General features: G+C 59.3%; 20 protein-coding genes and 1 pseudogene. 7 read left to right on the plus strand and 14 right to left on the minus strand.

The annotated features are described in order from the left end of the window. Positions 1-129, minus strand: a pseudogene (locus LRL22_RS06130) (IS3 family transposase); the annotation flags it as partial. Between the two features lie 236 nt (positions 130-365). On the opposite strand from LRL22_RS06130, the gene LRL22_RS06135 reads away from it, so the two are divergent. Together LRL22_RS06135 and LRL22_RS06140 are read left to right on the plus strand one after the other, a co-directional pair. After that, positions 366-1,334 carry a nucleoside hydrolase gene (locus tag LRL22_RS06135; protein ID WP_270904967.1) on the plus strand — a complete coding sequence of 323 codons (969 nt, stop codon included), beginning with the start codon at positions 366-368 and terminating at the stop codon, positions 1,332-1,334. A gap of 106 nt (positions 1,335-1,440) precedes the next feature. Further along, positions 1,441-1,776: a DUF3634 family protein gene (locus LRL22_RS06140; protein WP_005347215.1), complete on the plus strand. Its 336-nt coding sequence runs from the start codon at positions 1,441-1,443 to the stop codon at positions 1,774-1,776. An 88-nt stretch (positions 1,777-1,864) separates the two neighbouring features. Here the strand turns inward: LRL22_RS06140 and LRL22_RS06145 are convergent, their stop codons facing one another. Next, positions 1,865-3,070, minus strand: coding sequence for a cytochrome c (locus LRL22_RS06145; RefSeq protein ID WP_270904968.1), 1,206 nt, complete (start codon positions 3,068-3,070; stop codon positions 1,865-1,867). After that, entirely contained in the window at positions 3,067-4,992 is a 1,926-nt protein-coding gene (locus LRL22_RS06150) for an NAD(P)-binding protein (RefSeq protein ID WP_270818986.1), read from the minus strand. Before LRL22_RS06150 ends, LRL22_RS06145 begins: the two co-directional genes overlap by 4 nt. Positions 4,993-5,358: 366 nt before the next feature. On the opposite strand from LRL22_RS06150, the gene LRL22_RS06155 reads away from it, so the two are divergent. Next, complete coding sequence (locus LRL22_RS06155; protein WP_058055890.1) at positions 5,359-5,733, plus strand: DUF805 domain-containing protein; 375 nt, start codon at positions 5,359-5,361, stop codon at positions 5,731-5,733. A gap of 82 nt (positions 5,734-5,815) precedes the next feature. Here LRL22_RS06155 and LRL22_RS06160 read toward each other — a convergent pair whose 3' ends face one another. From LRL22_RS06160 to manA, 4 genes are all read right to left on the minus strand, one after another. After that, positions 5,816-6,919 carry an ElyC/SanA/YdcF family protein gene (locus LRL22_RS06160; protein WP_270904969.1) on the minus strand — a complete coding sequence of 368 codons (1,104 nt, stop codon included), beginning with the start codon at positions 6,917-6,919 and terminating at the stop codon, positions 5,816-5,818. A 322-nt stretch (positions 6,920-7,241) separates the two neighbouring features. Beyond that, a complete protein-coding gene (locus LRL22_RS06165; RefSeq protein ID WP_042083927.1) occupies positions 7,242-7,994 on the minus strand; it encodes a DNA/RNA non-specific endonuclease in 753 nt (250 codons plus the stop codon). A 235-nt stretch (positions 7,995-8,229) separates the two neighbouring features. Next, entirely contained in the window at positions 8,230-10,122 is a 1,893-nt protein-coding gene (locus LRL22_RS06170; protein WP_270904970.1) for a PTS fructose transporter subunit EIIC, read from the minus strand. Positions 10,123-10,625: 503 nt separating this feature from the next. Further along, on the minus strand, positions 10,626-11,825 hold the full coding sequence (gene manA / locus LRL22_RS06175) for a mannose-6-phosphate isomerase, class I (protein ID WP_270904971.1): 1,200 nt from the start codon (positions 11,823-11,825) through the stop codon (positions 10,626-10,628). A 129-nt stretch (positions 11,826-11,954) separates the two neighbouring features. Between manA and LRL22_RS06180 the strand changes: the two genes are divergently transcribed. Both LRL22_RS06180 and icd read left to right on the plus strand, forming a co-directional pair. Continuing rightward, entirely contained in the window at positions 11,955-12,830 is an 876-nt protein-coding gene (locus LRL22_RS06180; RefSeq protein ID WP_042056482.1) for a helix-turn-helix transcriptional regulator, read from the plus strand. Between the two features lie 156 nt (positions 12,831-12,986). Further along, positions 12,987-14,240, plus strand: a complete 1,254-nt coding sequence (gene icd / locus LRL22_RS06185) for an NADP-dependent isocitrate dehydrogenase (protein WP_270904972.1) — start codon at positions 12,987-12,989, stop codon at positions 14,238-14,240. A 72-nt stretch (positions 14,241-14,312) separates the two neighbouring features. Here the strand turns inward: icd and LRL22_RS06190 are convergent, their stop codons facing one another. The 3 genes from LRL22_RS06190 to dsdX all read right to left on the minus strand — a co-directional run bounded on the left by LRL22_RS06190 (position 14,313) and on the right by dsdX (position 17,483). After that, the gene (locus LRL22_RS06190; RefSeq protein WP_005337712.1) at positions 14,313-14,489 is read right to left on the minus strand and encodes a hypothetical protein; all 177 of its coding nucleotides are present in this window, start codon (positions 14,487-14,489) and stop codon (positions 14,313-14,315) included. 308 nt (positions 14,490-14,797) lie between these two features. Continuing rightward, positions 14,798-16,129 carry a D-serine ammonia-lyase gene (locus tag LRL22_RS06195; RefSeq protein WP_270904973.1) on the minus strand — a complete coding sequence of 444 codons (1,332 nt, stop codon included), beginning with the start codon at positions 16,127-16,129 and terminating at the stop codon, positions 14,798-14,800. A 16-nt stretch (positions 16,130-16,145) separates the two neighbouring features. Further along, complete coding sequence (gene dsdX / locus LRL22_RS06200; protein WP_270904974.1) at positions 16,146-17,483, minus strand: D-serine transporter DsdX; 1,338 nt, start codon at positions 17,481-17,483, stop codon at positions 16,146-16,148. A gap of 223 nt (positions 17,484-17,706) precedes the next feature. Here dsdX and dsdC point away from each other — a divergent pair, with 223 nt between their 5' ends. Then, positions 17,707-18,651 (plus strand): DNA-binding transcriptional regulator DsdC, encoded by a 945-nt coding sequence (dsdC, locus tag LRL22_RS06205; protein ID WP_270904975.1) that lies wholly within the window; start codon positions 17,707-17,709, stop codon positions 18,649-18,651. Between the two features lie 164 nt (positions 18,652-18,815). On the opposite strand, the gene LRL22_RS06210 is transcribed toward dsdC, so the two are convergent. From LRL22_RS06210 to LRL22_RS06220, 3 genes are all read right to left on the minus strand, one after another. Then, positions 18,816-18,992: a hypothetical protein gene (locus LRL22_RS06210; protein ID WP_005337704.1), complete on the minus strand. Its 177-nt coding sequence runs from the start codon at positions 18,990-18,992 to the stop codon at positions 18,816-18,818. Positions 18,993-19,303: 311 nt separating this feature from the next. Next, positions 19,304-19,753 (minus strand): C40 family peptidase, encoded by a 450-nt coding sequence (locus LRL22_RS06215; protein ID WP_005337703.1) that lies wholly within the window; start codon positions 19,751-19,753, stop codon positions 19,304-19,306. 193 nt (positions 19,754-19,946) lie between these two features. After that, on the minus strand, positions 19,947-20,855 hold the full coding sequence (locus LRL22_RS06220) for a hydrogen peroxide-inducible genes activator (protein ID WP_270904976.1): 909 nt from the start codon (positions 20,853-20,855) through the stop codon (positions 19,947-19,949). 146 nt (positions 20,856-21,001) lie between these two features. On the opposite strand from LRL22_RS06220, the gene LRL22_RS06225 reads away from it, so the two are divergent. Then, complete coding sequence (locus tag LRL22_RS06225; RefSeq protein ID WP_005337701.1) at positions 21,002-21,604, plus strand: peroxiredoxin C; 603 nt, start codon at positions 21,002-21,004, stop codon at positions 21,602-21,604. Between the two features lie 281 nt (positions 21,605-21,885). Here the strand turns inward: LRL22_RS06225 and LRL22_RS06230 are convergent, their stop codons facing one another. Next, positions 21,886-22,851: an alpha-L-glutamate ligase-like protein gene (locus LRL22_RS06230; RefSeq protein ID WP_005337700.1), complete on the minus strand. Its 966-nt coding sequence runs from the start codon at positions 22,849-22,851 to the stop codon at positions 21,886-21,888. Between the last annotated feature and the right edge of the window lie 3 nt (positions 22,852-22,854).

Consider the following 22,854-nt stretch of genomic DNA (forward strand, 5'->3'; position numbering starts at 1 on the left):
ACGGCCCTGAATGCCATAACGCACCTGAGCCTGTTTGTAGGTGAGCTCGCCTTTTTCAATTTGCTCGACCAGTGCCAGTTTAAAAGTCAGCGAGTAATCGCGCTGTGTCCGTTTCACACCTTGTCCCATCGGGCTCTCCATTTATTGGGGGGAAAGGTGTAAACCATATTCAGGACGGGACAGAACAACGATAAAGGGCGCGGCGCTGGCAACAGGGCCGCGCCGTTTTTTGTGCAGATTGTCGCCAGCCGCGCCCCCGCTGCCGGGAGCAAAGGCCCGCTCTGTGATCCCATGCCGGGATATGGGGGCGTCAGCCGGGTAGACTCTCCCTTTTGTCGCAGGGTTTGTCACCGTAGGAATTTCTCATGACCCATAAAATCATTCTGGATACCGACCCGGGTATCGACGATGCCATGGCCATCCTGTTTGCCGAGGCCCACCCCGCCATCGAGCTGCTCGCCATCACCACTGTTTTTGGTAACGCCACCATCGACAATGGCACCCGCAACGCCCTCTGGCTCAAGCAGAAGTACGGCATGAAGGCGGATGTGGCCAAAGGCGCTGCCACCCCGCTGCTGCGCGAGCCGGTCGGCCCCACCACCATAGTCCACGGCCCGAGCGGCTTTGGCGACATGGAGGCGGGGGAGGTGACTATCGCTCCGGATCCTCGCCCCGCTTGGCAATATATTGTCGAGGCGGTGAAAGCCGCGCCGGGGGAGATCACCCTGGTCACTATCGGCCCACTGACCAATCTGGCGCTGGCGCTACAACAGGCGCCCGAGATTGTCTCGCTGGTGAAACAGGTAGTAGTGATGGGCGGCGCCTTTGGCGTCAACGGCCATCGTGGCAACGTCACCCCCTATGCCGAGGCCAATATCCACGACGATCCCGATGCCGCCGACCGGGTCTTTACCGCCGACTGGCCGGTGGTGATCATCGGGCTGGACGTGACCCAGCAGAGCTTCTTCAGCAGCGCCTATCTGGATGAACTCAGAGACAAGGCGGGGGAGCCGGGCCGCTTCCTGTGGGATGTCAGCCGCTTCTACCTGCGCTTCTACTCCGAGAAGTTGGGGCTCTCCGGTTGCCACGTTCACGACCCGTCCGCTATCGCCTATGTCATTGACCCGACCCTCTTTACCCTGCGCGAGGGGCCGGTGCGGGTGATCACCAGCGGCCCGGCCATTGGCCACACCCTGCAAAAGTTCGATGGCAAACGCCACACCCACGATGACTGGGCAGCCTATCGCCCGCAGCAGGTCGGGGTGGCGGTGCGCGATGAAGCCTTGCTGGCGCTCTATCGCGAGACGCTGGTGGGCTGGGGCAAGGATTGCTGAGCAAAGGGGCGCTATTGCGCTGACGCGGGGGCTGTGATCGGCGCCAAACAATCAGAACGCACGGCCGCTTATACTGCCTGATATCAAGAGCTTGGGAGGGATGAAGATGGCCTGGATTTCCTTGATAGTGGCGATAGCCCTGATCTGGTGGTTGATGAAGCTGGGGCGTGGTGCCCTGTTCGAAATCCGCCTTGCACCCGGCAAGGTGGTGGTCAAGCAGGGCAAGGTGTCACCCGCCTTTATTGACCATGCCAAACAGATCCTGCGCCACGATACGGTGCGCGGTCGTATTGTGGGGCAGCGTGATGGCGATGGCGTGAAGCTGATCTTCTCCCGCTCCATCCCCGAACCGGTGGCCCAGCGGTTTCGCAATATCTTCCCCTATGGCGATTACCGCCAGCCAACGGCGCCACTGCCGGGGCCCAAATCCCGCAAGGGATAAGCACCGGAACCTGGTTCATCAATAGCAAACGGGCCTCCAGTGGAGGCCCGTTTTTTATGGCACTTGGCCAAGAGAGGGCTGACTGCCCTTACTCCTTGCCGTGCAGCTCGCGCTGGGCCTTGACCGCCGCCGCCTTGACGGCGGAGCCTTCATTGCCCCAGGAGGCGCGCAGGGTGTTGACCAGCTCGGCGAGCCGCTCGTCATCCATGGTCCAGCCATAGCCCGGCATGTGGTAACCCAGATGGCCGTGGGTGACCGGTGTTTCGGCACCGTGCAGCAGCACGTTGATCAGGCTCGACGGATCGTTCGCCAGCACGGTGCGGTTGTTGACCAGCGAGGGGATGACGTGGTCATTGCCCTGGCCGTTGACCCCGTGACAGGTGGAGCAGTACATGGCGTAGTCCGCCTTGCCGCTGGCACTGGCGTAGGCGCGGGCACCTTTCTCCGCCACCGGTTCATCTTTCAGATCGGTGAGATAGGTGGCGATGCTGGCCAGATCGGCGTCGCTGAAATACTGGCTGCTGTGAGTGATCACTTCCCCCATGGGACCCGCGACCGCTTCATGCTGGCTGCGGCCGGTTTTCAGCAGGTCGATCAGCGCCTGCTTGCTGTAACGGCTGCCGCGAATGTCGGGGGCATACCAGCCATCCAGCGCCGCACCGCTCAGGTAGACAGGATCCGCCTCGGTCAGCGCTTTCTCCTGCATGCCGAGCCCGCGCGGAGTGTGGCAGCTGCCGCAGTGACCGGCGCCTTGCACCAGATAGGCGCCGCGGTTCCACTCTTCGCTCTTGCCCGCCACCGGGGTGAAGCGGCTGTCATCGTGGTAGATCCAGTTCCAGCCCATCAGCGGCCAGCGCATGTTGAGGGGCCAGGGGATGTCGCTCTCCTTGTTGGCGATGGCCAGCGGCTGCATCTCCTTCATCAGGTAGTGATAGAGATCTTCGAGATCCTTATCGCTCATCTTGGCGTAGGCGGTGTAGGGCATGGCCGGATAGAGGCGATGACCATCGCGGGCCACCCCTTCACGCATCACCTTGATGAACTCCAGCAGGCTGTAGTTGCCGATACCGTGGGTCTTGTCCGGGGTGATGTTGGTGGCAAATACGGTACCGATGGGGGTCGGGAACCCTTTGCCGCCCGCCAGCGGCTTGCTGGTTTCGCTGGTGTGGCAGGCGGCGCAATCGCCGAGCTTGGCCACGTATTCCCCCGCCGACATGGCGGGGGCTGCGTTGGCGGCAAGGGCGGGCAGAGCCAGCATCAGGGCGCTGGCGGTCAGTGACAGGGCGCGGCTCATTGGGCACCTCCCTTGCTCATGGCAACCAGCTCGTTGACGGCGCGCCACGCTTCGTCGATGGCGGCGTGGGCGTAGGGGCTCCAGCCTGCATCCGAGTTGGCGATGGTGATGTTGCCGATCGGCTGGCGACCCAGTTCAATCCATTTTTCGCACTGCGCTTCGTCATCAAACAGGGTGTTGGTGACATAGGAGTAGCCGTGGGACCAGCGGTTGACCGTGATGGCAAGGATATCCTGCTCATGGTTGAAACCGGCGCTGCCGAGCATCCCCTGCAACTGCTCGCGGATCATCTGCTCATGCTGCTCGAACGGCATGCCGAGGATCATGGCGCGCCCCTTGCGGGACTGTTCGCGGGCCGACAGACCGCTGCCCGGCAGGGTCGGCACATAGACCATGTGCAGGCACATCGGCTGATCCGGGCTCTTGGGATGCTCGTAGCCACCCATGCTGACCGGATAGTCGAGCTTGACCCGGCTGTAGGGTGCGGCGGGGGAGTAGACCTCGTGCACCCCCAGCTTGACGAAGGCTTGCCAGTTCTTGATCACCACCTTGGTGTAGACCAGCGGTGCCTTGGCATTCTGGCGCAGCGCCTCCTTCTGGGGCTCCGGCATCTCGGGCACCATGTAGGGGATCATCATGTTGTAGCCAGCCATGATCGACTGCTTGGCCCGCACCCGGTGCAGTTTCCCCTCCTTGATGTAGGTGACATCCACCGCCAGCTTGCCGTCGGCGAGGCGCACGTTTTTGGCCTGCAACGCCGTGCTGCCAAGGCGCAGTTGCACCTTGTGCTCCGGCAGGTCGAGCTTGCTGTAGTCAAACTTGGCCAGCACCACATCCTGCATGGTGTGACCCGGCGCCACCTGCGGAATGAGCTTGCGCACCATCAGGCGGGTGAGACCGGCGTTGCCATCGGGGAAGTGGAAGATGTAGGGATCGTCCAGCTCCGCCTGCTCCTCGGCATCCAGCGGCGTCAGATTGAGGCCGTCGAAACCCGGCAAGGCGCACAGACGCGCATCGGCGCAGGCGGTGGCGTCGATGCCGACCGCCTGGAAGTCGTTGGTGCGCTGCTGGAAGTAAGTGATCGCGCGCTCGCTCAGGCCCACTTTATCGCGCAGGAAGGTGATGTAGCTGTTGCGGGTCACCCACTCGTCCTGCTGCTCGCGGGTCATGCCGCTCAGGTAGTCGATCTTCGATTCGTGCAGGGCCAACAGGGCGGCCTTGTCGGCATCATCGAGGGGGAAGTCACCGATAAATTCTGCCAGCGGCCGGCCGTTCAGGCGATCGCGGGGGATATCGTCCGCCACGTTGTGGCCCGGATCCCCGTTCACTATCTTGTTGACGCCAAAGTGCTTCTCGTCGAAATAGACGCCACGGCTCAGCCCCAGATCCGGATAGAAGGTCTGCTGGAAACCGGCGGCCAGCTCGTCGATGTTGACCTCCAGCGCCTTGAGCAGACCCAGCGCCACCGGGCTGTAGACCGAACGCGGTGATTGCAGGGACTCACTGCCGCCGTAACCCAGACGCAGGCCATCGGGGGTGGTGAACTCGTTGCGCTTGGCGTGGCCGCCAAAGTCGTCGTGGTTGTCGAGTAGCAGGATCTTCTTATCCGCGCCGAGCAGTTGCTGATAGAAGCAGGCGGCGGCCAGACCGCTGATCCCGGCGCCGACGATCACCAGATCGACCTCTCCCTCTAGGGGAATATTGGCAAAATCATACTGCTTGCCGTCACGGGCGATGCTGTGGGCCGGTTCGAAAGAGCCCGGGTGGTTGCCGCGCAGGCCAGTGAGGGCGGGCGGGTAGGCCAGGGTTTTATCTGCCAGCGTGCTGCCGCCTTCGGCAGCCTTGAGCAGATTGATGGGGGCGACGCCTGCCGCAATGGTGATGGCAACGCCGTTGAGAAAATCTCTGCGTGTAATACTCATGGCTATCCCTGTGTTAGGAGAAGTAATGAATAAGTGGATTCATTATGGGAGGGAGACACAGATCCTGTTCAGGATTGGGCGCCGAATCTACCGCTATCCTCACGCTGAGTCCATACGATTGCTAATGGATTATTAAGCACCATTTTCCTGCTTGTGACGAGAGTGATGCACTGATGGGGGTGATTTGCCCTGTTGAAGGGCAAATTATCTTCCGGCTCGGTCGGTCAATGATTGCCGCAGCTGATTAGTTTGGGAGGCGTTCGGGCATCATTGTCGACTCGGGGGGATGATCGCGCTAAGCTCTTAACTACTTGTTTTATCGACTCTCTTTTTATTCATAGGCATAAAGGCCACTCAGGAGGCGCAATGAACTGGTACATCTCGGTCCTCAAGCAATATGCGGTATTCAGCGGGCGGGCCCGTCGCACCGAATACTGGATGTTTGTGCTGTGCAACGTCATCGTTATGCTGCTGCTCGGCATGGTGGACAAGCTGATTGGCGGCGACAATGAGCTGATCAGCTCCATCTATTCGCTGGCGGTGCTGCTGCCATCGCTGGCGGTGGCGGCCCGTCGCCTGCACGATACCGACCGCAGCGCTTGGTGGCTGCTGCTCGGGCTTATCCCCATTATCGGTACTCTGGTGCTTATCTACTTTATGGTTTGCAACGGTCAGCAGGGACCAAACCGCTTCGGTGATGATCCCAAAGCGACCCCCTCGCAGGGTTTTATCGTCAGCTAACGGGCGCGGCTTGGCCAATCATCGGTCAATAAAAAGAGAGGGAGGCATCACGCCTCCCTCTCCTTTTCGTGTTGATGGTCGATCAACGCTCGATCAGCGGGGCAGATCGGTAGCTCCACATGCCGTAGGTGCGCAGGGCGTCGCGGTAGATGCCGAGCAGCTCGCTCTCGCTCGGGGTGGCCAGCTCCTCGAGGGGCTTGTCAGGGTAGCTGACGCTCGCCACCTTGATGTTGGCCGGGCCAATCTGGTCGCAGGCGATTTCCAGCACCGTCTGGCCGCGGCGTACATGGCTGGCGGAGCTTACCAGCACCGCATAGTCAATCTGGTGGCGGGCGAGGGCATAGGCGCTGTAGAGGGCGTTGTCTACCGTGCTGGTGGCGTAGTTCTCTTCAATCAGGCGGCTGCGGTCGATGCCGTGGTTGGCCAGCCAGTCAGCCATCAGCTTGCCCTCGGTCTGGCGATTCTGCGGCACGCCGCCGGTCAGGATGATCAGCGCTTCCGGATCGGCTTTGGCCAGCTCAAGGGTGGTTTGCAGCCGGCCCAGCAGGATCTTGTCCATGCTGCCGTCGGGATTGAGGGCGTAGCCCAGGGTGACGATGGCGCGTTTGCCCTCCTTGGTGGCCTTGACCTGATCCTCGGTCAGTTCGGTCTGTAGCGGGGCGGCGGTGATCCGCTGCACCCGGGCGATGATCTCCTCCAGATCGGCGGCGCGGCCACTGTTGCGATCCGCCACTTTCGCCAGATAGCTGCGGGAGGCCTCCTTGTTGCCTTTCACCAGCTGCCAGATGGCGAGATAGCTGTTGATGTCGAGATCATCGGGGGCGACGGCCTGCGCCTGCTCCAGCAAGGTGATGGCGCGGCTCAGGTTGCCGTTGTAGATCTGGGCGTTGGCCGCCGAGATGAGTAGGTCGGTGCGGTAGGGTTCCAGCTGGTAGGCGGCCAGCAGCCGCTCGGTCACCAGCTCCATATTGCTTGGCATCTTGGCGGTAAAACCGGCGTGGGAGATTTTGGCTGGCGACTTGTAGATCTGCAGCGCTTCGCCGAGCAACATGTCCACCGCTTGGCGTTTGCTGACCAGGGTATTGAGGTCGTGCTCCATTTGCATCGAGCTCTCGGCCGCTTGCAGGGCGAGGGGCGAGAGCGCCAGCAGGCCGCCGAGGGTGAGGGCTAGAAGGGTCTGTTTCATCAAAAGGTCCTCTGTCGGGCTGAATCGCGCCGTGGCGCAGCGGCTTGTGGGCCGATGGGATAAGGCAAATGTGCGTCAATTCAGTCTGTTAGTGCCAAAGAGAGGGCAATATACCAGCTAACGGCGTGGCAAACTGTGAGTCGAGGCGGGTCGTCGGGTGATGCCACACCTGTGGCCGCAAAAGTGGCCGCAAAGGGTCAGCTGCCATCTGAAAAGGGCAGGGGGAGCGTAACTCCCCCTGCTGGGAGGGGCGCTGGCCCCTCCCTCTATCGCGATGCAAGACTGATGGCGTCTCAATCTATCTGCTGACGAGTATTCGCGGTCAGTTCCACATCGGGGAGATGCGGGCTTCCAGCGTCTCTTGCTGCTCTTCGGGCATATCGCTGAAGAAGTTGAGTTGGGTCTGTTCCTCCACCTCGCGTACCGAGACCCGGTAGTCGGCGATCTGGCTGATGGGCACCTCTTCCTGCGGCATGATAAAGGCGATGGCCTGCAGTCTGGCCGGGTCCATCACGATCTTGTAGTAGGCGCTCGGGATCGCCACACCCTGACCGATGGACTCTTCAGAGCCGGTAAAGATGGGGCCGGTGATCACCTGCACATCCTTGCGGGAGACCGCCCACTTGTTCACCTTGTCCTCCAGCACGCGCCACGCCTTCTGGTTGAGCACCCCGATCTGCGGTGTCATGTTGCTCAGCAGGAAGCTCTCTTTCATGGTGTTCTTGTTCGATTTCATGTCCCCCGCCGGGGCCTGATGGCCACGGTCGTAGCCCGAGCCCTTGTAGTCGGAGAGGGTGGCGCGGTAGGCGACCGGGATCTCCCTGTCCTCGGCGAAGGCATCCTTGCGGGGCACTGTGCCCTGTGCGCTCTGGGCGGTCATCCGGTAGGAGACCCAGTCCGCCACCTTGTAGTCGTAGTTGTAGCCGACGGCATACCCTTCACGGCAGAGCTTCTGATCCGATTCGGAGGGCAGGCCGAAGCGCACGTGCTGGCCGCATTCCCAGTGGGCGGCCAGCAAGGGGGTGGCAGTGAGGGTGAGGGTAACAGCCAGAACCAATTTATTGATTTTTATCATTTTTGTGATACTCCAGTTTAGTAGGCGGAGCCATTTGACATGAGATCTGACCAGCGCTTCAATTGCTGTTTTTTTACACGTCACCGTTCTGTGACGGCTCGCCAAGATCCGTGATGTGACTGGTTAATATGTTTTAAATCAGTGGCTTGGTCGGTGGGATGATGTGCGATTGCTCGGCAGGCAACGAAAAGGGGCCCGTGAAGGGCCCCTTGTGATAGGTGGAGTCTGACGGCTATCAGGCGGCGTTTTCCTTGTTGCCCAGCGTGCGGGCCAGCAGACCTTCCGGATTGTGAATCGCCTCCTTGGTCTTCACATCGATGACTTCGATATCGGTGAAGCGTTCACGGTATTTGATGGCCACATCGTGGGCGAAGATGACGTAGCGGGCGTTGGCGACATCCTTGGCGGTGATGCGGTTGATGATGCCGTTGGCGCCCTGGGTCTCGACCTTGATCTTGATCCCCTGCTTGGCGGCGGCTTTCTGCAGGCTCTTGGCGGCCAGGAAGGTGTGGGCCACGCCAGACGGGCAGGCAGTGATGGCCAGTACGTCTGCTTCCCCTTCCGCTTCAATGACTTCGAAGCTGGTTTGGGTGGTGGTTACATCATCTTCTTCGCTCACCGGCTTCTTCAGCAGGTTGACGATGATGGCGGTGGTCAGGGCGCCGAGGATGGTACCCAGGATGTAGCCCATCTTGCCTTCAACAACCGGCAGGACAATCCAGCCACCCCAGGGGGCGTGGTTGATGCTGTGCATCATGAAGCCGGTGATGTTGCCGACGATGCCGCCTGCGACGATGGCCGGGATAACACGCATGGGGTCAGCGGCAGCAAACGGGATAGCACCTTCACTGATACCGATCATGCCCATGATGGCGGCCGCTTTACCGGATTCACGCTCCTCTTTCTTGTAACGCTTCGGAGACATCAGGGTAGCCAGTGCCATACCCAGCGGCGGTACACAGATGGCGATGCCGACGCCGCCCATCAGCCAGGGCTGGGTGTTGACCTGAGTCTGGGCAAACAGGGTAGCAACCTTGTTGACCGGGCCGCCCATATCGAAGGCGGTCATACCACCCAGAATGGCACCCAGCATCACTTTACCGGAGCCCGCCATGCTGGAGAGCCAGTGGTTCATCCCTTCCATCATTGCGGCGATCGGGGCACCGATGCCCCACATCACGATGCCACACACCAGGAAGGTACCGATCAGCGGATAGATGAAGATGGAACCAAGGGAGGTCATGGAGTCAGGCAGCTTGATCCGTTTGAGCTGATTGACCACGAAACCGGCGATAAAGCCCACCAGAATGGCGCCAAGGAAACCGGTTTGATAGTGCTGAACGGCAATCCAGGAGCCGATCATGCCCGGAGCCAGGCCCGGCTTGTCAGCCAGCGAGTAGGCGATGTAGCCACCCAGTACGGCGGTAAACAGGGTCAGACCGGCGATACCCATGGTGGCCATGTCTTTGAGGAAGCCCGCTTCCGGCACGGCGCCCTTGCCGCTCATCATCACCGACAGGGAGAGCAGCACACCACCGGCCACGATGAAGGGGATCATGTGGGAAGTACCAAACAGCAGGTGCTGCTTCATGGTATTGAGGCGATCCTTGAAGGTGCGCTCTTCGGGTTCAGCCGGTGCAGTGGCAGCCGGTTTGGCGGCTGGGGCCGGTTTTTGCACTTTCGGGCCTTGCTTGAGCAGGGTCAGCGCTTGCTCGACGGTGGTGGCCGCCTTCATCTGCTCGATAAAGCCCGGCTCCAGCAGACGGGTAGAGAGCTCCGCCAGCACTTCGATGTGGTGGTTGGCGCCGCCATCCGGGGAGGCGATCATGAAGATCAGTTGAGTTGGCTTGCCATCTTCGGCGCCGTACTCGATACCCTGACGGCTGACACCGATGGCAATGGCCGGACGACTGACCGCCTTGCTCTTGGCATGGGGCAGGGCGACACCCTGCTCGAAGCCGGTGCAGTCCAGCTGCTCGCGGGCCCAGATATCCTTGACGAATTGCTGTTGATCAGACACGGCGCCATCGCGCGCCAGCATCTGTGCCATCTCGTCGAATAGAGCCTCCTTGCTGGTGGCCTTCAACTCCAGGCAGATGAGTCTGCCGTTGGTCATGGTGGGTAACATATTACTCTCCTGGCTCCGTTGCCGAGCCGCATGATGGGGGGAACAATTGACCTGGATATTGTTCTCCCGTTAGCGCGGTGCCGAAATCGGACAAATGTGCCGTTTACTGGATTTTTGTGCTGGCAAGAATGAGCTGTGATTCTCATCTCGTTTTGGCGTGATGATTGAATTCGATGTGAATATTAATTTAATTACTTAGTATCAATCACTTACATTTGTTTCGTTCGTGCAAAATCTTATCTGAGTGTCTAGGTCGATGATGAGTTTTCTTTGATGGAATGGATATTTGTGTGATTTGTTATGGGTCAATAGTGTGAGCTGGTTGGCAAATAGCAGGCGCCTCAAGTGATTTTATTGTCATTAATTGGGAGGGAGATAACTCTGTGAGTATGGTCAACCGTGTTGTGAAGCGATGAAAGGGGATGGATGGGGATAAAAAACAAGGGCCATCATTGATGGCCCTTGTGCATATTCGAATGGGGCATAGCCTCAGGATGTGCCCGTTAGCAGCGGTTGCCGGCGCGAGCGACCCGCCCTTCGGCCAGCAGCTGGTAGCTGCCGGTGGCGGCCGGGATAAAGGCAGACTGGCCCTTCTCGAGAAGCAGCGTCTCATCGCCCTGCTTGAGGGTCACAGTGTCATCGATGGCAAACAGGATCTCGGCGCTGGCAGTGGTGAGCTGGTGCTCGCCAGCCGGGTAGACGCTGAAAGTGAAGTCAGGTACCGGCACGTCGAAGTGCTGTACCGCACCATCACAGCGGGGGGCCAGCAGGATCTGGTCGTCCGGTTTGGCCTGGCAGCGCGTGCAGTCCAAGAGCTCTGCCACATCGATGTATTTGGGGGTGAGGCCGGCGCGCAGCACGTTGTCCGAGTTGGCCATGATCTCGAGACCCGTGCCGCGCACATAGGCGTGCGGGGTACAGGCATCGAGGAACATCGCCTGACCTGGCTCAAGCGTCACCACGTTCAACAGCAGCGGCGAGAAGAGGCCCACATCTCCCGGGTACTGGGCCGCCAGACTGGTGATGAGGGCAAACGTCTCCTCATCCTGATGGGCGGCGGCATAGGCCAGCAGCCCCGCCAGCGCCTCCTCCTTGCGCGCCCCTTCCAGTACCAGCAGCTGGTGGAAGAAGTGCTGCAGGCCCGCTTCATTCTGGCTGGCGGCAAGGGCTGCGGTCAGATCGGCGATGGCCGCCAGATTGACCCGCTCGAACAGTGCCAGAATGGCAGGGATGGCGCGAAAGCCGTTCATCGCCTGATAGGGGGTGAGGGCAAAGACCAGCTCCGGCTTGTGGTTCGGATCCTTGTAGTTGCGATTGCTCGCCTTGATATCGATGCCTGCGGCCTCCTCTTTGGCAAAGCCCGCTTCAGCCTGAGCCTTGCTCGGGTGCACCTGAATGGAGAGAGCCTTCTCGGCACACAACACCTTGAACAGGAACGGCAGGCTGCCAAAACGGGCGAAGGTGGCCTCACCCAGCGCGGCGGCCGGAGCCCTGTCGATCACCGAAGAGAGCTTTTGCACACTGCCCGCCAGCGTCACCTCGGAGCAGCCGTTGGGGTGAGCCCCCATCCAGAGTTCGGCCTGGGGTTTGCCCTCCGGATTGGCAATGCCAAACAGGGTGGTGAGGGAGTCATGACTGCCCCAGTCATAGCCTTGAATCGGGTTTTGCATCAACAGAAAGGAGGGCAGATCGCTACTGCTCATAAGGGACGCCTCGTCTAGTTTGAAGAAAATCGGGTGCAGAAAAGGGTGGCATTACTGCTGTGGACCGGACTATAACATGGGCGGTCGCGCGCGCCGCAACCGCTTGCCTCTCTCTTGATCAGGATCACCATGTCTCTCATCTTCAGCCAACTGCTCGACGGAGCCCTGAGCGAACAGGTTCCATTTGACCAAATCTGGTTTGCCAGTGAACAGGGGGTGCCACCCAGTTTCAGCTATCAGGTCAACTTTCCCCGCCTCGAGCTGGTCTTTAGTGGCGAGTATCTCAACCAAATTTGGGACAAGGAGGAGGGGGTCAGAGAGATCAGCGTGTTACCAGGGCAGGCGCTCTATATTCCCCCCAACGGCTGGAACAAGCCGCTCTGGACCACCGACTGCTCGGTGCTGAGCCTACTGTTTGGCAAACGCCAGCTGGGGTTCAGTCTGGTGAGCAAGCGCCGTGAAGATCCGGACTTTTTCGATGTGCAAAAGCACAGCATCATGGCGCGGGCGGGCCATGTGATCGAACACATTTTGGCGGCGCTGAACGTACTGACCGAGGATCCTGGTCGCTCCCCCACCGATGATCACCTGCTGCAGGCCCTGCTGGCGAGTGCCCGTCAGCTGTTGCTGGAGTCCGCCACGGATCGGCCACGGGGGGCAGAGCTCTTTCACGGGATCTGCATCTATATCCAGGAGAACTTTCACCGTCCCATCACCCGTGACTCCATTGCCCACCGCTTCAACGTCTCGGCCAGCCATCTCTCCCACCTGTTCCGCGAGCAGGGCCATATGCGCCTTGCCGATTACATCAGCTGGGTGCGGATCGATCGGGCCAAATTCATGCTGAAAAAGTACCGCTTTCGTCTTGAAGAGGTTGCCAGTCGCTGCGGTTACAGTGACGTGAACTACTTCTGCCGGGTGTTCAAACAGAAGACCGGCTTGACCCCTTCCCAGTATCGTTCCCTGAGTCAGCCGCAGGCTGCGGCCAGCGAGCTGGAGGGATAACGGGGCTGTGTCGGGAAGGCGTGGTGACGGCGCACTGGTGGGTGGCTACCTCTTTGGTCTGACATGCTTTCTTGTCGTTTTATTATGAAAATGAATGGGCTAAGATGGCCGCGCGCAACAAACAAGTTGATAACAAACGGAAGTTAGGAGATGCCGATGGAAAGCAAAGTAGTAATCCCGACCCAGGGTCAGAAAATCACAGTCGATGCCAACGGCAAGCTGCAGGTTCCCAACCATCCGATCATTCCGTTTATTGAAGGGGATGGCATCGGTGTTGACGTAACCCCGGCCATGTTGAATGTGGTGAATGCTGCGGTCGAGAAAGCCTACAAGGGCGAGCGCAAGATCGCCTGGATGGAGATCTATACCGGCGAGAAGTCGACTCATGTCTATGGCGAAGGTGCCTGGCTGCCGGCCGAAACCCTGGATTTCATTCGTGAATATTGCGTGGCCATCAAGGGCCCGCTGACTACTCCGGTCGGTGGCGGTATTCGCTCCCTCAACGTAGCCCTGCGTCAGGAGCTGGATCTCTACATCTGCCTGCGTCCGGTGCGTTACTACGACGGCACCCCGAGCCCGGTGAAGCGTCCTGATCTGACCGACATGGTGATCTTCCGCGAAAACGCCGAAGACATCTACGCCGGCATCGAGTGGAAGGCCGACAGTGCCGAAGCGAACAAGGTGATCGCCTTCCTGCAAAACGAGATGGGCGTTAAGAAAATTCGCTTCCCCGAGTCCTGCGGTATCGGCATCAAGCCGATGTCCAAAGCCGGTACCGAGCGTCTGGTGCGTGCCGCCATCGAGTATGCCATCGACAACGATCGCGACTCCGTGACTCTGGTGCACAAGGGCAACATCATGAAGTTCACCGAAGGTGCCTTCAAGGATTGGGGTTATGCTCTGGCCCAGAACGAGTACGGTGCCCAGCTGATTAACGGCGGCCCCTGGTGCTCCTTCAAGAACCCGAAAACCGGCAAGACCATCGTCATCAAGGATGTCATCGCCGACGCCTTCCTGCAGCAGATCCTGCTGCGTCCGGCCGAGTATGACGTCATCGCCTGTATGAACCTCAATGGCGACTACATCTCCGACGCGCTGGCCGCGCAGGTTGGCGGTATCGGTATCGCGCCGGGTGCCAACATCGGTGACGGCGTGGCCCTGTTCGAAGCGACCCACGGTACTGCACCTAAGTATGCCGGTCAGGACAAGGTCAATCCGGGCTCCCTGATCCTCTCCGCCGAGATGATGCTGCGCCACATGGGTTGGGTCGAAGCGGCCGATCTCATCATCAAGGGGATGGAAGCGGCGATCCGCAACAAGACCGTCACCTATGACTTCGAGCGTCTGATGGAAGGGGCCACCCTGCGCTCCTGCTCCCAGTTTGCTCAGGACATGATCGACCAGATGTAATCTGCTGTTTGCCAGAAACGCAAAACCGGCGCCATGTGCGCCGGTTTTTTTATCGCGAAAGAGTGAAGGGGCTTATTGCGCCTGCTCTACGTGTTGCTGATAGCGTTGCTGCCATTTGCTGGTTTCTGCTTCATCACCCTGGGCCTTCCAGAAGGCGCAGATGGTGTTGGCAAGTTCCGAAGCCATCGCGTGATCTCCGTCACGTCGACTCATCAGATAATCTCCCAGCCAGCTTTGATATTGTTTCATTACCCGATCTCCTTATCTCATGTGCCCTTGAGGGTGCCCACCTTGACGGGAGCCTGTCGGCTCATCTTGGGGGGAACATCATCAGGCATGATGGTGCAAATTCACGACCCGGGCAGAGAGCCCGATGGGCCATCTGGCGGCGAACGTGACGCGAGATGTCAAAAAATGAGCGCCATTTTAGCACAAACTGACCAACTTGGGGAAATTGTCGCCATGGATTGCGACAGAACTGCCCCATCCCCTTGTTCCCAAAACAGAAAACCCGCCGTGATGGCGGGTTGATTTGCAGATAAAAGTGGCAAAACAGCCTAGATCTTGGCGCTGGCCAGGTACTTTGCCATCTCTTCGGCGGGCACCATGCCACCGCCGGTGGCCCACACAAGATGGGTGGCCTGTGCCATGGTTGCGGCATCGCAACCGCGCACGGTGAGCCACTCGGGATTGGCTGCCACCCGCCACGGGCCAGCCATACCAGCCAGAGCGGAGGGCTCGAGTGTGATCTGCTCATCGCGCGCCAGCAGTCCCAGCAGGTCATACATCTCCTGATCGCTCAGGGTGTAGAAGCCCGCCAGCAGCCGCTCCATGGCGCGGCCGACGAAGCCGGAGGCGCGACCTACCGCGAGGCCGTCGGCTGCGGTGAGGTTATCGATGCCCAGATCCTGCACCGCAATGGCATCGTGCAATCCTGTGTGGACCCCCAGCAACATGCAGGGGGAGTGAGTGGGCTCGGCGAAGAAGCAGTGGACGTTGTCTCCGAACGCGAGCTTGAGACCAAAGGCCACGCCGCCCGGGCCGCCACCCACGCCGCAAGGCAGGTAGACAAACAGCGGGTGGTCGGCATCCACCTTGATGCCCATCTGGTCGAACTGCTTTTTAACCCGCTCGCCCGCCACCGAGTAGCCGAGGAACAGGGTGCGGGAGTTCTCGTCGTCGATAAAGAAGCAGTTGTGGTCGCGTTCGGCCTCTTTGCGCCCCTGTTCCACCGCCACCCCGTAATCTTCGGCATATTCGACCACTATCACCCCGTGTTCGCGCAGCTTGCGCTTCTTCCACTCCCGCGCATCGGCGGACATATGGACGGTGACGGTAAAGCCGAGCTTGGCGCTCATGATGCCGATAGACATGCCGAGGTTGCCGGTGGATCCCACCGCAATGCTGTACTGGCTGAAGAACTGGCGAAACTCGTCGCTGAACAGTTTGCGGTAGTCATCCTCCTCCCGCAGCAGACCGACCTTGATCGCCAGTTGTTCGGCGTGAGTCAGCACCTCGTAGATACCGCCGCGTGCCTTGATGGAGCCGGAGATGGGCAGGTGACTGTCTTTTTTCAGAAGCAACTTACCGGTCACTTCGACCCCGTACCGTTCATTGAGGGTACGTTGCATCGCCGGAATGGCGGCGATCTCTGACTCCAGAATGCCGTTGCTGGCGCGGGTCTCGGGGAAAGCTTCGTAGATGTAGGGGGCAAAGCGGGCGAGCCGGGCTGAGGCATCCGCCACATTGCGGCTATCGAGCCCGACATAGGGCAGACCGACTGCCAGAGTGGTGGTGTTGGGGTTGAACCAGGTGACTGGCTCAAGCGCGATCAGGGATTGCACTAGTGGAAATTGCGCTGTGAGCTGTTGGACGTCGATGTTTTTCATAGTGTTCTCGGTCTTGTTACACGATAAAGGAGAGCAGGAAGGTACCGGCCAGCGCCATCAGGGAGGCGACCAAGGTGGCGGTGGTGTAGTACTTGAGCGTTTCGTTCAGGGTGGCGCCGCAATACTGTTTGACCAGCCAGAATAGAGAGTCAGTCACCATGGTGCAGCCAATAGCACCGGAGCCGATGGCCAGGGTCATGATCTCCGGGCTGATATCCGGGTAGTGCGCCATGATGGGGGAGACGATGGCGGTGGCGCCCATCATGGCGACGGTGGCGGAGCCCACGGCGGCGTGCAGCACGATAGCCACCAGCCAGGCGAGCAGAATGGGGTGCATATCCAGCTGGGAGAGGATAGTGGCCAGACTATCGCCCAGCCCACTTGCCTTGAGTACGCCGTTGAAGGCGCTGCCTGCCCCGATGATGAGCAGAATGTTGGCGATGGAGGAGAAGCACTCCTCGGTCTTGTTAAGCAGCCCTTCCATCTTCATCTGCTGGCGGATCCCCAGCACGTAGTAGGCGGTGAAGGCAGCGATAAACATGGCGGTGATAGGGTTGCCGATAAACTCCAGCACGGTATAGAGGTGGCTGGCGTGCTCCATATTGAGCTCGGCGACCGTCTTGGCCAGCATCAGCAGGATGGGCAGCAGCACGGTAAAGAGCGAGGCGCCTAAAGTCGGGAGAGTTGCTTCATCGCGGGCTTTGATATCGGCAAAGGCTGCGGGCACCTCCTTGAACGGGAGCCGGTTACCCAGCAGCTTGAGGAACAGCGGGCCGCCCACCAGCGAGGCAAACAGCCCGACCGCGAGGCCATAGACGATGACCGAGCCGACATCAGCCCCCAGCTGATTGGTGACGTAGAGGGCTGCCGGGTGCGGCGGCACTATGCAGTGCACAGCCATCAGGGCGGTGCAGAGCGGAATGGCCAGGGTCAGCAGCGAGGTTCTGGTCTTGCGGGCGATGGAGAAGGCGAGCGGGATCAGCAGCACTACCCCCACTTCGACAAACAGGGTGATGCCGCACACCAGACCGACCAGTACCATGATGACCTGAGGCGAGAGCCAGCGGCATCTCTGCAGGGCGAGACCGATGCGCTCCGCCGCCCCTGACACCTCCATCATCTTGCCAAGTATGGTGCCAAGACCGATGACGGCGGCGAGAAAGCCTAGCGTGCCGCCAATGCCCGCTTCCATGGTGCTGACCATCTTGAGGGGCTCCATCCCCATCAGGGTGCCCACATAGAAGCTTGCCAGCAGCAGGGCAAGGAAAGGATGCACCTTGCCCTTCACTATGGTGACCACGATAAGAACGATGCTACTTAGCAAGGTAGCGATGACCCATACCTCTGAACTCATACTGCGCCTCGACATCTGTTGTGTGTGATTGTTTATGCGCTTATTGAATGAAAATGAAGCGGGGCTGACAAATGATGAAATCGACCACTTGGGTGAGCTGAGGTGATGCAAAGGCGCTACATTGGTCACAATTTATCTAAATCACACTCTTTGGGTCTTTTGGTTTCATCCTGAAGGTGGCCTGTGGGTGTATCATCGGTGGCCATTGCCAAGAGGGGGATGAATGTATAACGGGGATAATTACATATCGCGCAACAAGCTGCTGAGTGGCTACCAGCTGGCCAAGCTGCACACCTTCGAGGCGGCCGCCCGCCACGGATCCTTTGCCATGGCAGCTGATGAATTGTCGCTGAGTCCCAGTGCCGTGAGTCACCGGATCAGCGCGCTGGAAGAGGAGCTGGGCTTCAAGCTCTTTGAGCGTTTTCACCGCAAGGTGGTACTGACGGCGGATGGGCAGCGGGTGTTCTGGGCGCTCAAATCTTCGCTGGAGTTCATCAATCAGGAGATCCTGGAGATCAAGAATCAGGAGCTCTCCGGTACCCTGACCATCTATTCGCGTCCCTCCATCGCCCAGTGCTGGCTGGTGCCCAGGTTGGCTGATTTCTCCCGCCTGCATCCGCAGATCGAGCTCAATATCATCACCGGCAACGAGAACATCAACCTGCATGGTTATGGCATCGATTTGACCCTCTATTTCGATGAGAAGAGCCCGGAGCGGCTTGCCATCCACCCGCTGATGGATGAGTTCATGCTGCCGGTCTGCAGCCCGGAATATGCCGAGCAGCACGGGCTTGTCGGCAATCCCGCCAACTTGTCCTTGTGCCGGCTGCTCCATGATCGGCAGGCATGGGGATTTGACTCGGATACCGATGAATGGAGCTGCTGGGCTCGCCACGCCGGGGTCAGCCTCGAGGCATGCCAGCTGAGCATGGGTTTTGATCGCTCGGATCTCGCCATCATCGCCGCCATGAATCACGCCGGGATCGCCATGGGGCGCAAGAATCTGGTGAGCAAGCGACTGGCACGCAACGAGCTGGTGGCCCCTTTCCCCGGCTTGGAGGTCAAGTGCGATCAGCGTTATTACATGGCTACCCTGCCCAATCGGGCGTGTCCCAAGATCCAGGCCTTTATCGACTGGGCACAGGGGATGGCGGCCGAGATGGAATGAACCGAGGCCGGTGCGCAAGAGCAACATGAAGATGGTAAAGCGCGAGTGAACGAAGGTTGCGGTTTAACGTAGCGGGAAAATTGGGGGAGAGGGGTTGGCTGATGGTGGTTGGTCGCGAGTTGCCTTGCTGCCAACCGTGGCTGGCAGCAAGGCAACGGTCGGGATCAGGTGGTCTTTTCCAGATGGTTCTGGTAAATCTGCTGCCACTTGTCCAGTTCGTTTTCATCTCCCTGCTGCTGCCAGAACTCGCAGATGGAACTCGCCATCTCGCATGCCATGGCGTGGTCACCGTCACGGCGACTCATCAGGTATTGCCCCAGCCAGCTTTGATACTGTTTCATTGTACGATCTCCTTATCTATTTAACCCTTGATACTGCAGCAGTGGGCCACCCGTCCGGCAGTGTTGCGCCACACTCCACTTTCGCCGCGCGCTGCTTGTTATTGCCTCGCTTGTTGTCAATCAGGACAGAGAGCGTATGAGAAAAAGGCGAAAGTGTTAAAAATTGGCCACCACCTTATCACAAAATGGTGTGATATGCAGGCTTTGGGGCCAATTGAGTTATAAGCGCGGGTTGTGTGTCCCGACATCGCGACAGGGATTGACGGAGAGTATCGGCACGCAACTTGTGCCGCAAGCAGGCGTTTGAGCGGTTACTGGGTCACCCGACGTGCCTGCCAGTAGCGACTGTTCCAGTAGACGTTGTCGAGGCGGGAGCGGATCACTCCCTTGCTGGTGGAGGCGTGAATAAACTCGCCGGCACCTGTGTAGACCCCCACATGGTACTGTTGCCAGCCGGTTTTGAAGAAGACCAGATCCCCGTGTTGCAGCCGGTAGCGATCCACCGGTTTGCCAATGCTGGCCTGAGATTCGGTGGTTCTTGGCAGGTTGAAGCCCAGCACCTGACTGTAGGCGAGCTGGGTGAAGGCGGAGCAGTCTAGCCCGGCGCGGCTGGCGCCGCCCATGCGGTAGGGAACACCGCGCCATTGTTGGTAGAAGCCATCAAAGGCACTGCTCTGCCGGGGGGCCGGAGGTGGCTCCGGCGTGCTGGAGCAGGCGGCCAGCAGCAGAGTCAGCAGGGATAGCAACAGCTTGCGATACATCGGGCTCTCTCCACGGACGGGTCTACCAAACGAGACATTTATCGAACGCATATCCTGCCAAATCGTTCTGGGGGCAGGAGGGCACGCGACAACTTTTCCATCATAAACAGGGATCTGGCTCCAGACCTAGTCTCCGAGAGGAAAAATGTGGCGGGGAACTGAAAAACGCCAACCCGAGGGCTGGCGTTTGTTGTCACTCGTTGTGGCTGATCAGCGGTTTAAGCAGCTCGGCCAGCTTGTAGAAGGTCTGCACCCGGGTGGTGCTGGGGCGCCAGACCAGCCCGATCTCGCGATAGGGGGTCTCTCCCGGCAGCGGGATGGCCACCAGATCGGAGTTGGCAAGAATGCCGGCATCGATGGCCATCTGCGGCAGGAAGGTGGTGCCAAGACCCGCTTCCACCATCTGTACCAGGGTGTGCAGGCTGGTGGCGGCGAACGGGTTGATCTTGCTCTTGTCCCGCAGGCGACAGGCGCTCACTGCGTGCTCGGTGAGGCAGTGCTCCCGCTCCAGCAGGAAGATGCTCTGGTTGGGCAGCTCCTTGTAGTCGAACGGGGTATGCAGACCGGCCGCCATGCTGGCGGGCATCACCATGTGGAACGGATCCTGACCGACGGTCTTGCAGTGAAATCCCCCGATCTCGATGGGCAGGGCGAGGATCAGCAAGTCGAGCTGACCCTGTTCCAGCTGCTTGAGCAGATTGCTGGTGGTGTCTTCACGCAGCAACAATTCGAGGTCAGGATAGGTTTTGCTGCACTCTTTCAGCAGCTTGCTCAGCAGGAAGGGGGCGATGGTGGGAATGCAGCCAAGACGTACCGTCCCCTGCATCACGCCGCCCTGATGTTGCCCGAGCTCCATGAGATCCCGTGCATCGGAGAGCAAATTGCGAGCGCGCTCGACGATTTCCATGCCGACCGGGGTCATAATGAAGCTCTTGTGGTCCCGCTCCACCAGTTGCAGGTTCATCATGTCCTCCAGCGTCTGGATCCCGGTACTCAGGGTCGACTGGCTGACATGACAGGCCTTGGCGGCGCGGTTGAAGTTCTTGTGCTCATCGAGAGCGACCAGATATTGCAGCTGTTTGAGGCTGGGCCAACGTTGCATAGAAAAACCCGATTAATGCTATCTATTTAATTTGATTTAACTAATCTACCACCGGGTCTATAGTTTGTCGCTTGAATTAGATGGACTTGGCTCTAGGTAGCCCAATCCTCACCGGATTGTTCACTTCACATAAAGAGGAATTGAATATGGTATTGGTAGGCCGTCCCGCACCCGATTTTACCGCCGCAGCTGTTCTGGGTAATGGCGAGATCGTTGATTCATTCAACCTGTCATCCCACATCAAAGGCAAAGCTGCTGTTGTCTTTTTTTATCCGCTCGATTTCACCTTCGTCTGCCCGTCCGAGCTGATTGCCTTCGATCACCGTTATGAAGAGTTCCAGAAGCGTGGCGTGGAAGTGATCGGTGTTTCCATCGATTCCCAGTTCTCCCACAACGCATGGCGCAACACCAAAGTGGAAGATGGCGGTATCGGTCAGGTCAAGTACCCGCTGATCGCCGACGTGAAACACGAAATCTGCAAAGCCTATGATGTTGAGCATCCGGAAGCCGGTGTGGCGTTCCGTGGCTCCTTCCTGATCGACAAGAACGGTGTCGTTCGTCACCAGGTTGTCAACGATCTGCCGCTGGGCCGCAACATCGACGAGATGCTGCGCATGGTCGATGCCCTGCAGTTCCACGAAGAGCACGGCGAAGTGTGCCCGGCTCAGTGGGAAAAAGGCAAAAAAGGTATGCAAGCCTCTCCGGACGGCGTTGCCAAGTACCTGTCCGAGAATGCTGACTCCCTGTAATCGGGTCGTACTCTCCTTGAAGAACCGGCGTCTTGGCGCCGGTTTTTTTATACCTGTGAGTCATCTATCCCCCTGACATCGCCGGTCACACTCTTCTCGCTCCTTCGCTCCTTCGCTCCTTCGCTCCTTCGCTCCTTCGTTATTCCAAGCTGCCGTTCGCTGGCGTACTCGTCGTTTCGAAATGAGGTGCTGATCCGAATGGCTGGGTGGGGGGATATGCCGACAGACAATCGCCATAAAAAAAGCGCGCCATAGGCGCGCTCAGTTCACAAGCGGAGGTGTTATTCCTCAAAGATCCCGAAGTGATCCTTGGCGAAATTGACCCGCTGCTCCACGTTCATCTTCACCTGCCCCAGCTTCTCGATGGTCTTGAGGTTGGGCACCAGGCCGCGACCGTTGGCGATCTGGATGGCAAGACCGGGACGGGCGTTGAGCTCCAGCAGCATGGGGCCGCGGAACTTGTCCAGCACCATGTCAGTACCGATATAGCCCAGACCCGACATCTCGTAGCAGGAGGCCGCCAGGGTGAGCAGGGTATCCCAGTGTGGGACCTTGAGCTCATAGAGGTCGAGGCCGGTATCCGGATGGTGGCGCAGCGGATTGCCAAACTGCACCGCCCGCAGGGCACGACCGGTACGCAGGCACAGACCCACCCCCACGGCGCCCTGGTGCAGGTTCGCCTTGCCGTCGGAGGCGGCGGTGGAGAGGCGCATCATCGCCATCACCGGGAACCCCTTGAAGATGATGACCCGAGCATCGGGTACCCCTTCAAAAGAGTAGCCGTCGAACACATCATCAAAGTTGATGAGGCCTTCCACCAGTGCCACGTCTGGCTTGCCGCCAAGCGAATAGAGCCCCGCCAGAATGTTGGATACATGGCGCTCCAGATCCTGACCGTTGGAGGCGCTGCCGTTGGGTTTATAGAAGAGGCCATCTTCCTGACGCAGGATCACCAGGATCCCCTTGCCACCCGAGCCACGGGCCGGCTTGATGCAGAAGCCCGGCCAATCTTTTACCAGCTCGGTGATGCGACCCACATCGTGCTGGGCACGGATGGTACCGATCAGCTCAGGCACGGTAACGCCTGCATCCAGTGCAATTTGCTTGGTCTGCAGCTTGTCATCCACCAGCGGATAGAGGCTGCGCGGATTGTAGCGGCTGATGTAGGAGTGGTTGCGCTTGTTCATGCCGAGGATGCCTGATTGGGACAGGCTCCACGGGGTGGTGTATTTTTCCCAGAACCACATCGG

The organism is Aeromonas sp. PI_26, from assembly GCF_027854445.1.
Lineage (GTDB): Bacteria > Pseudomonadota > Gammaproteobacteria > Enterobacterales > Aeromonadaceae > Aeromonas > Aeromonas veronii.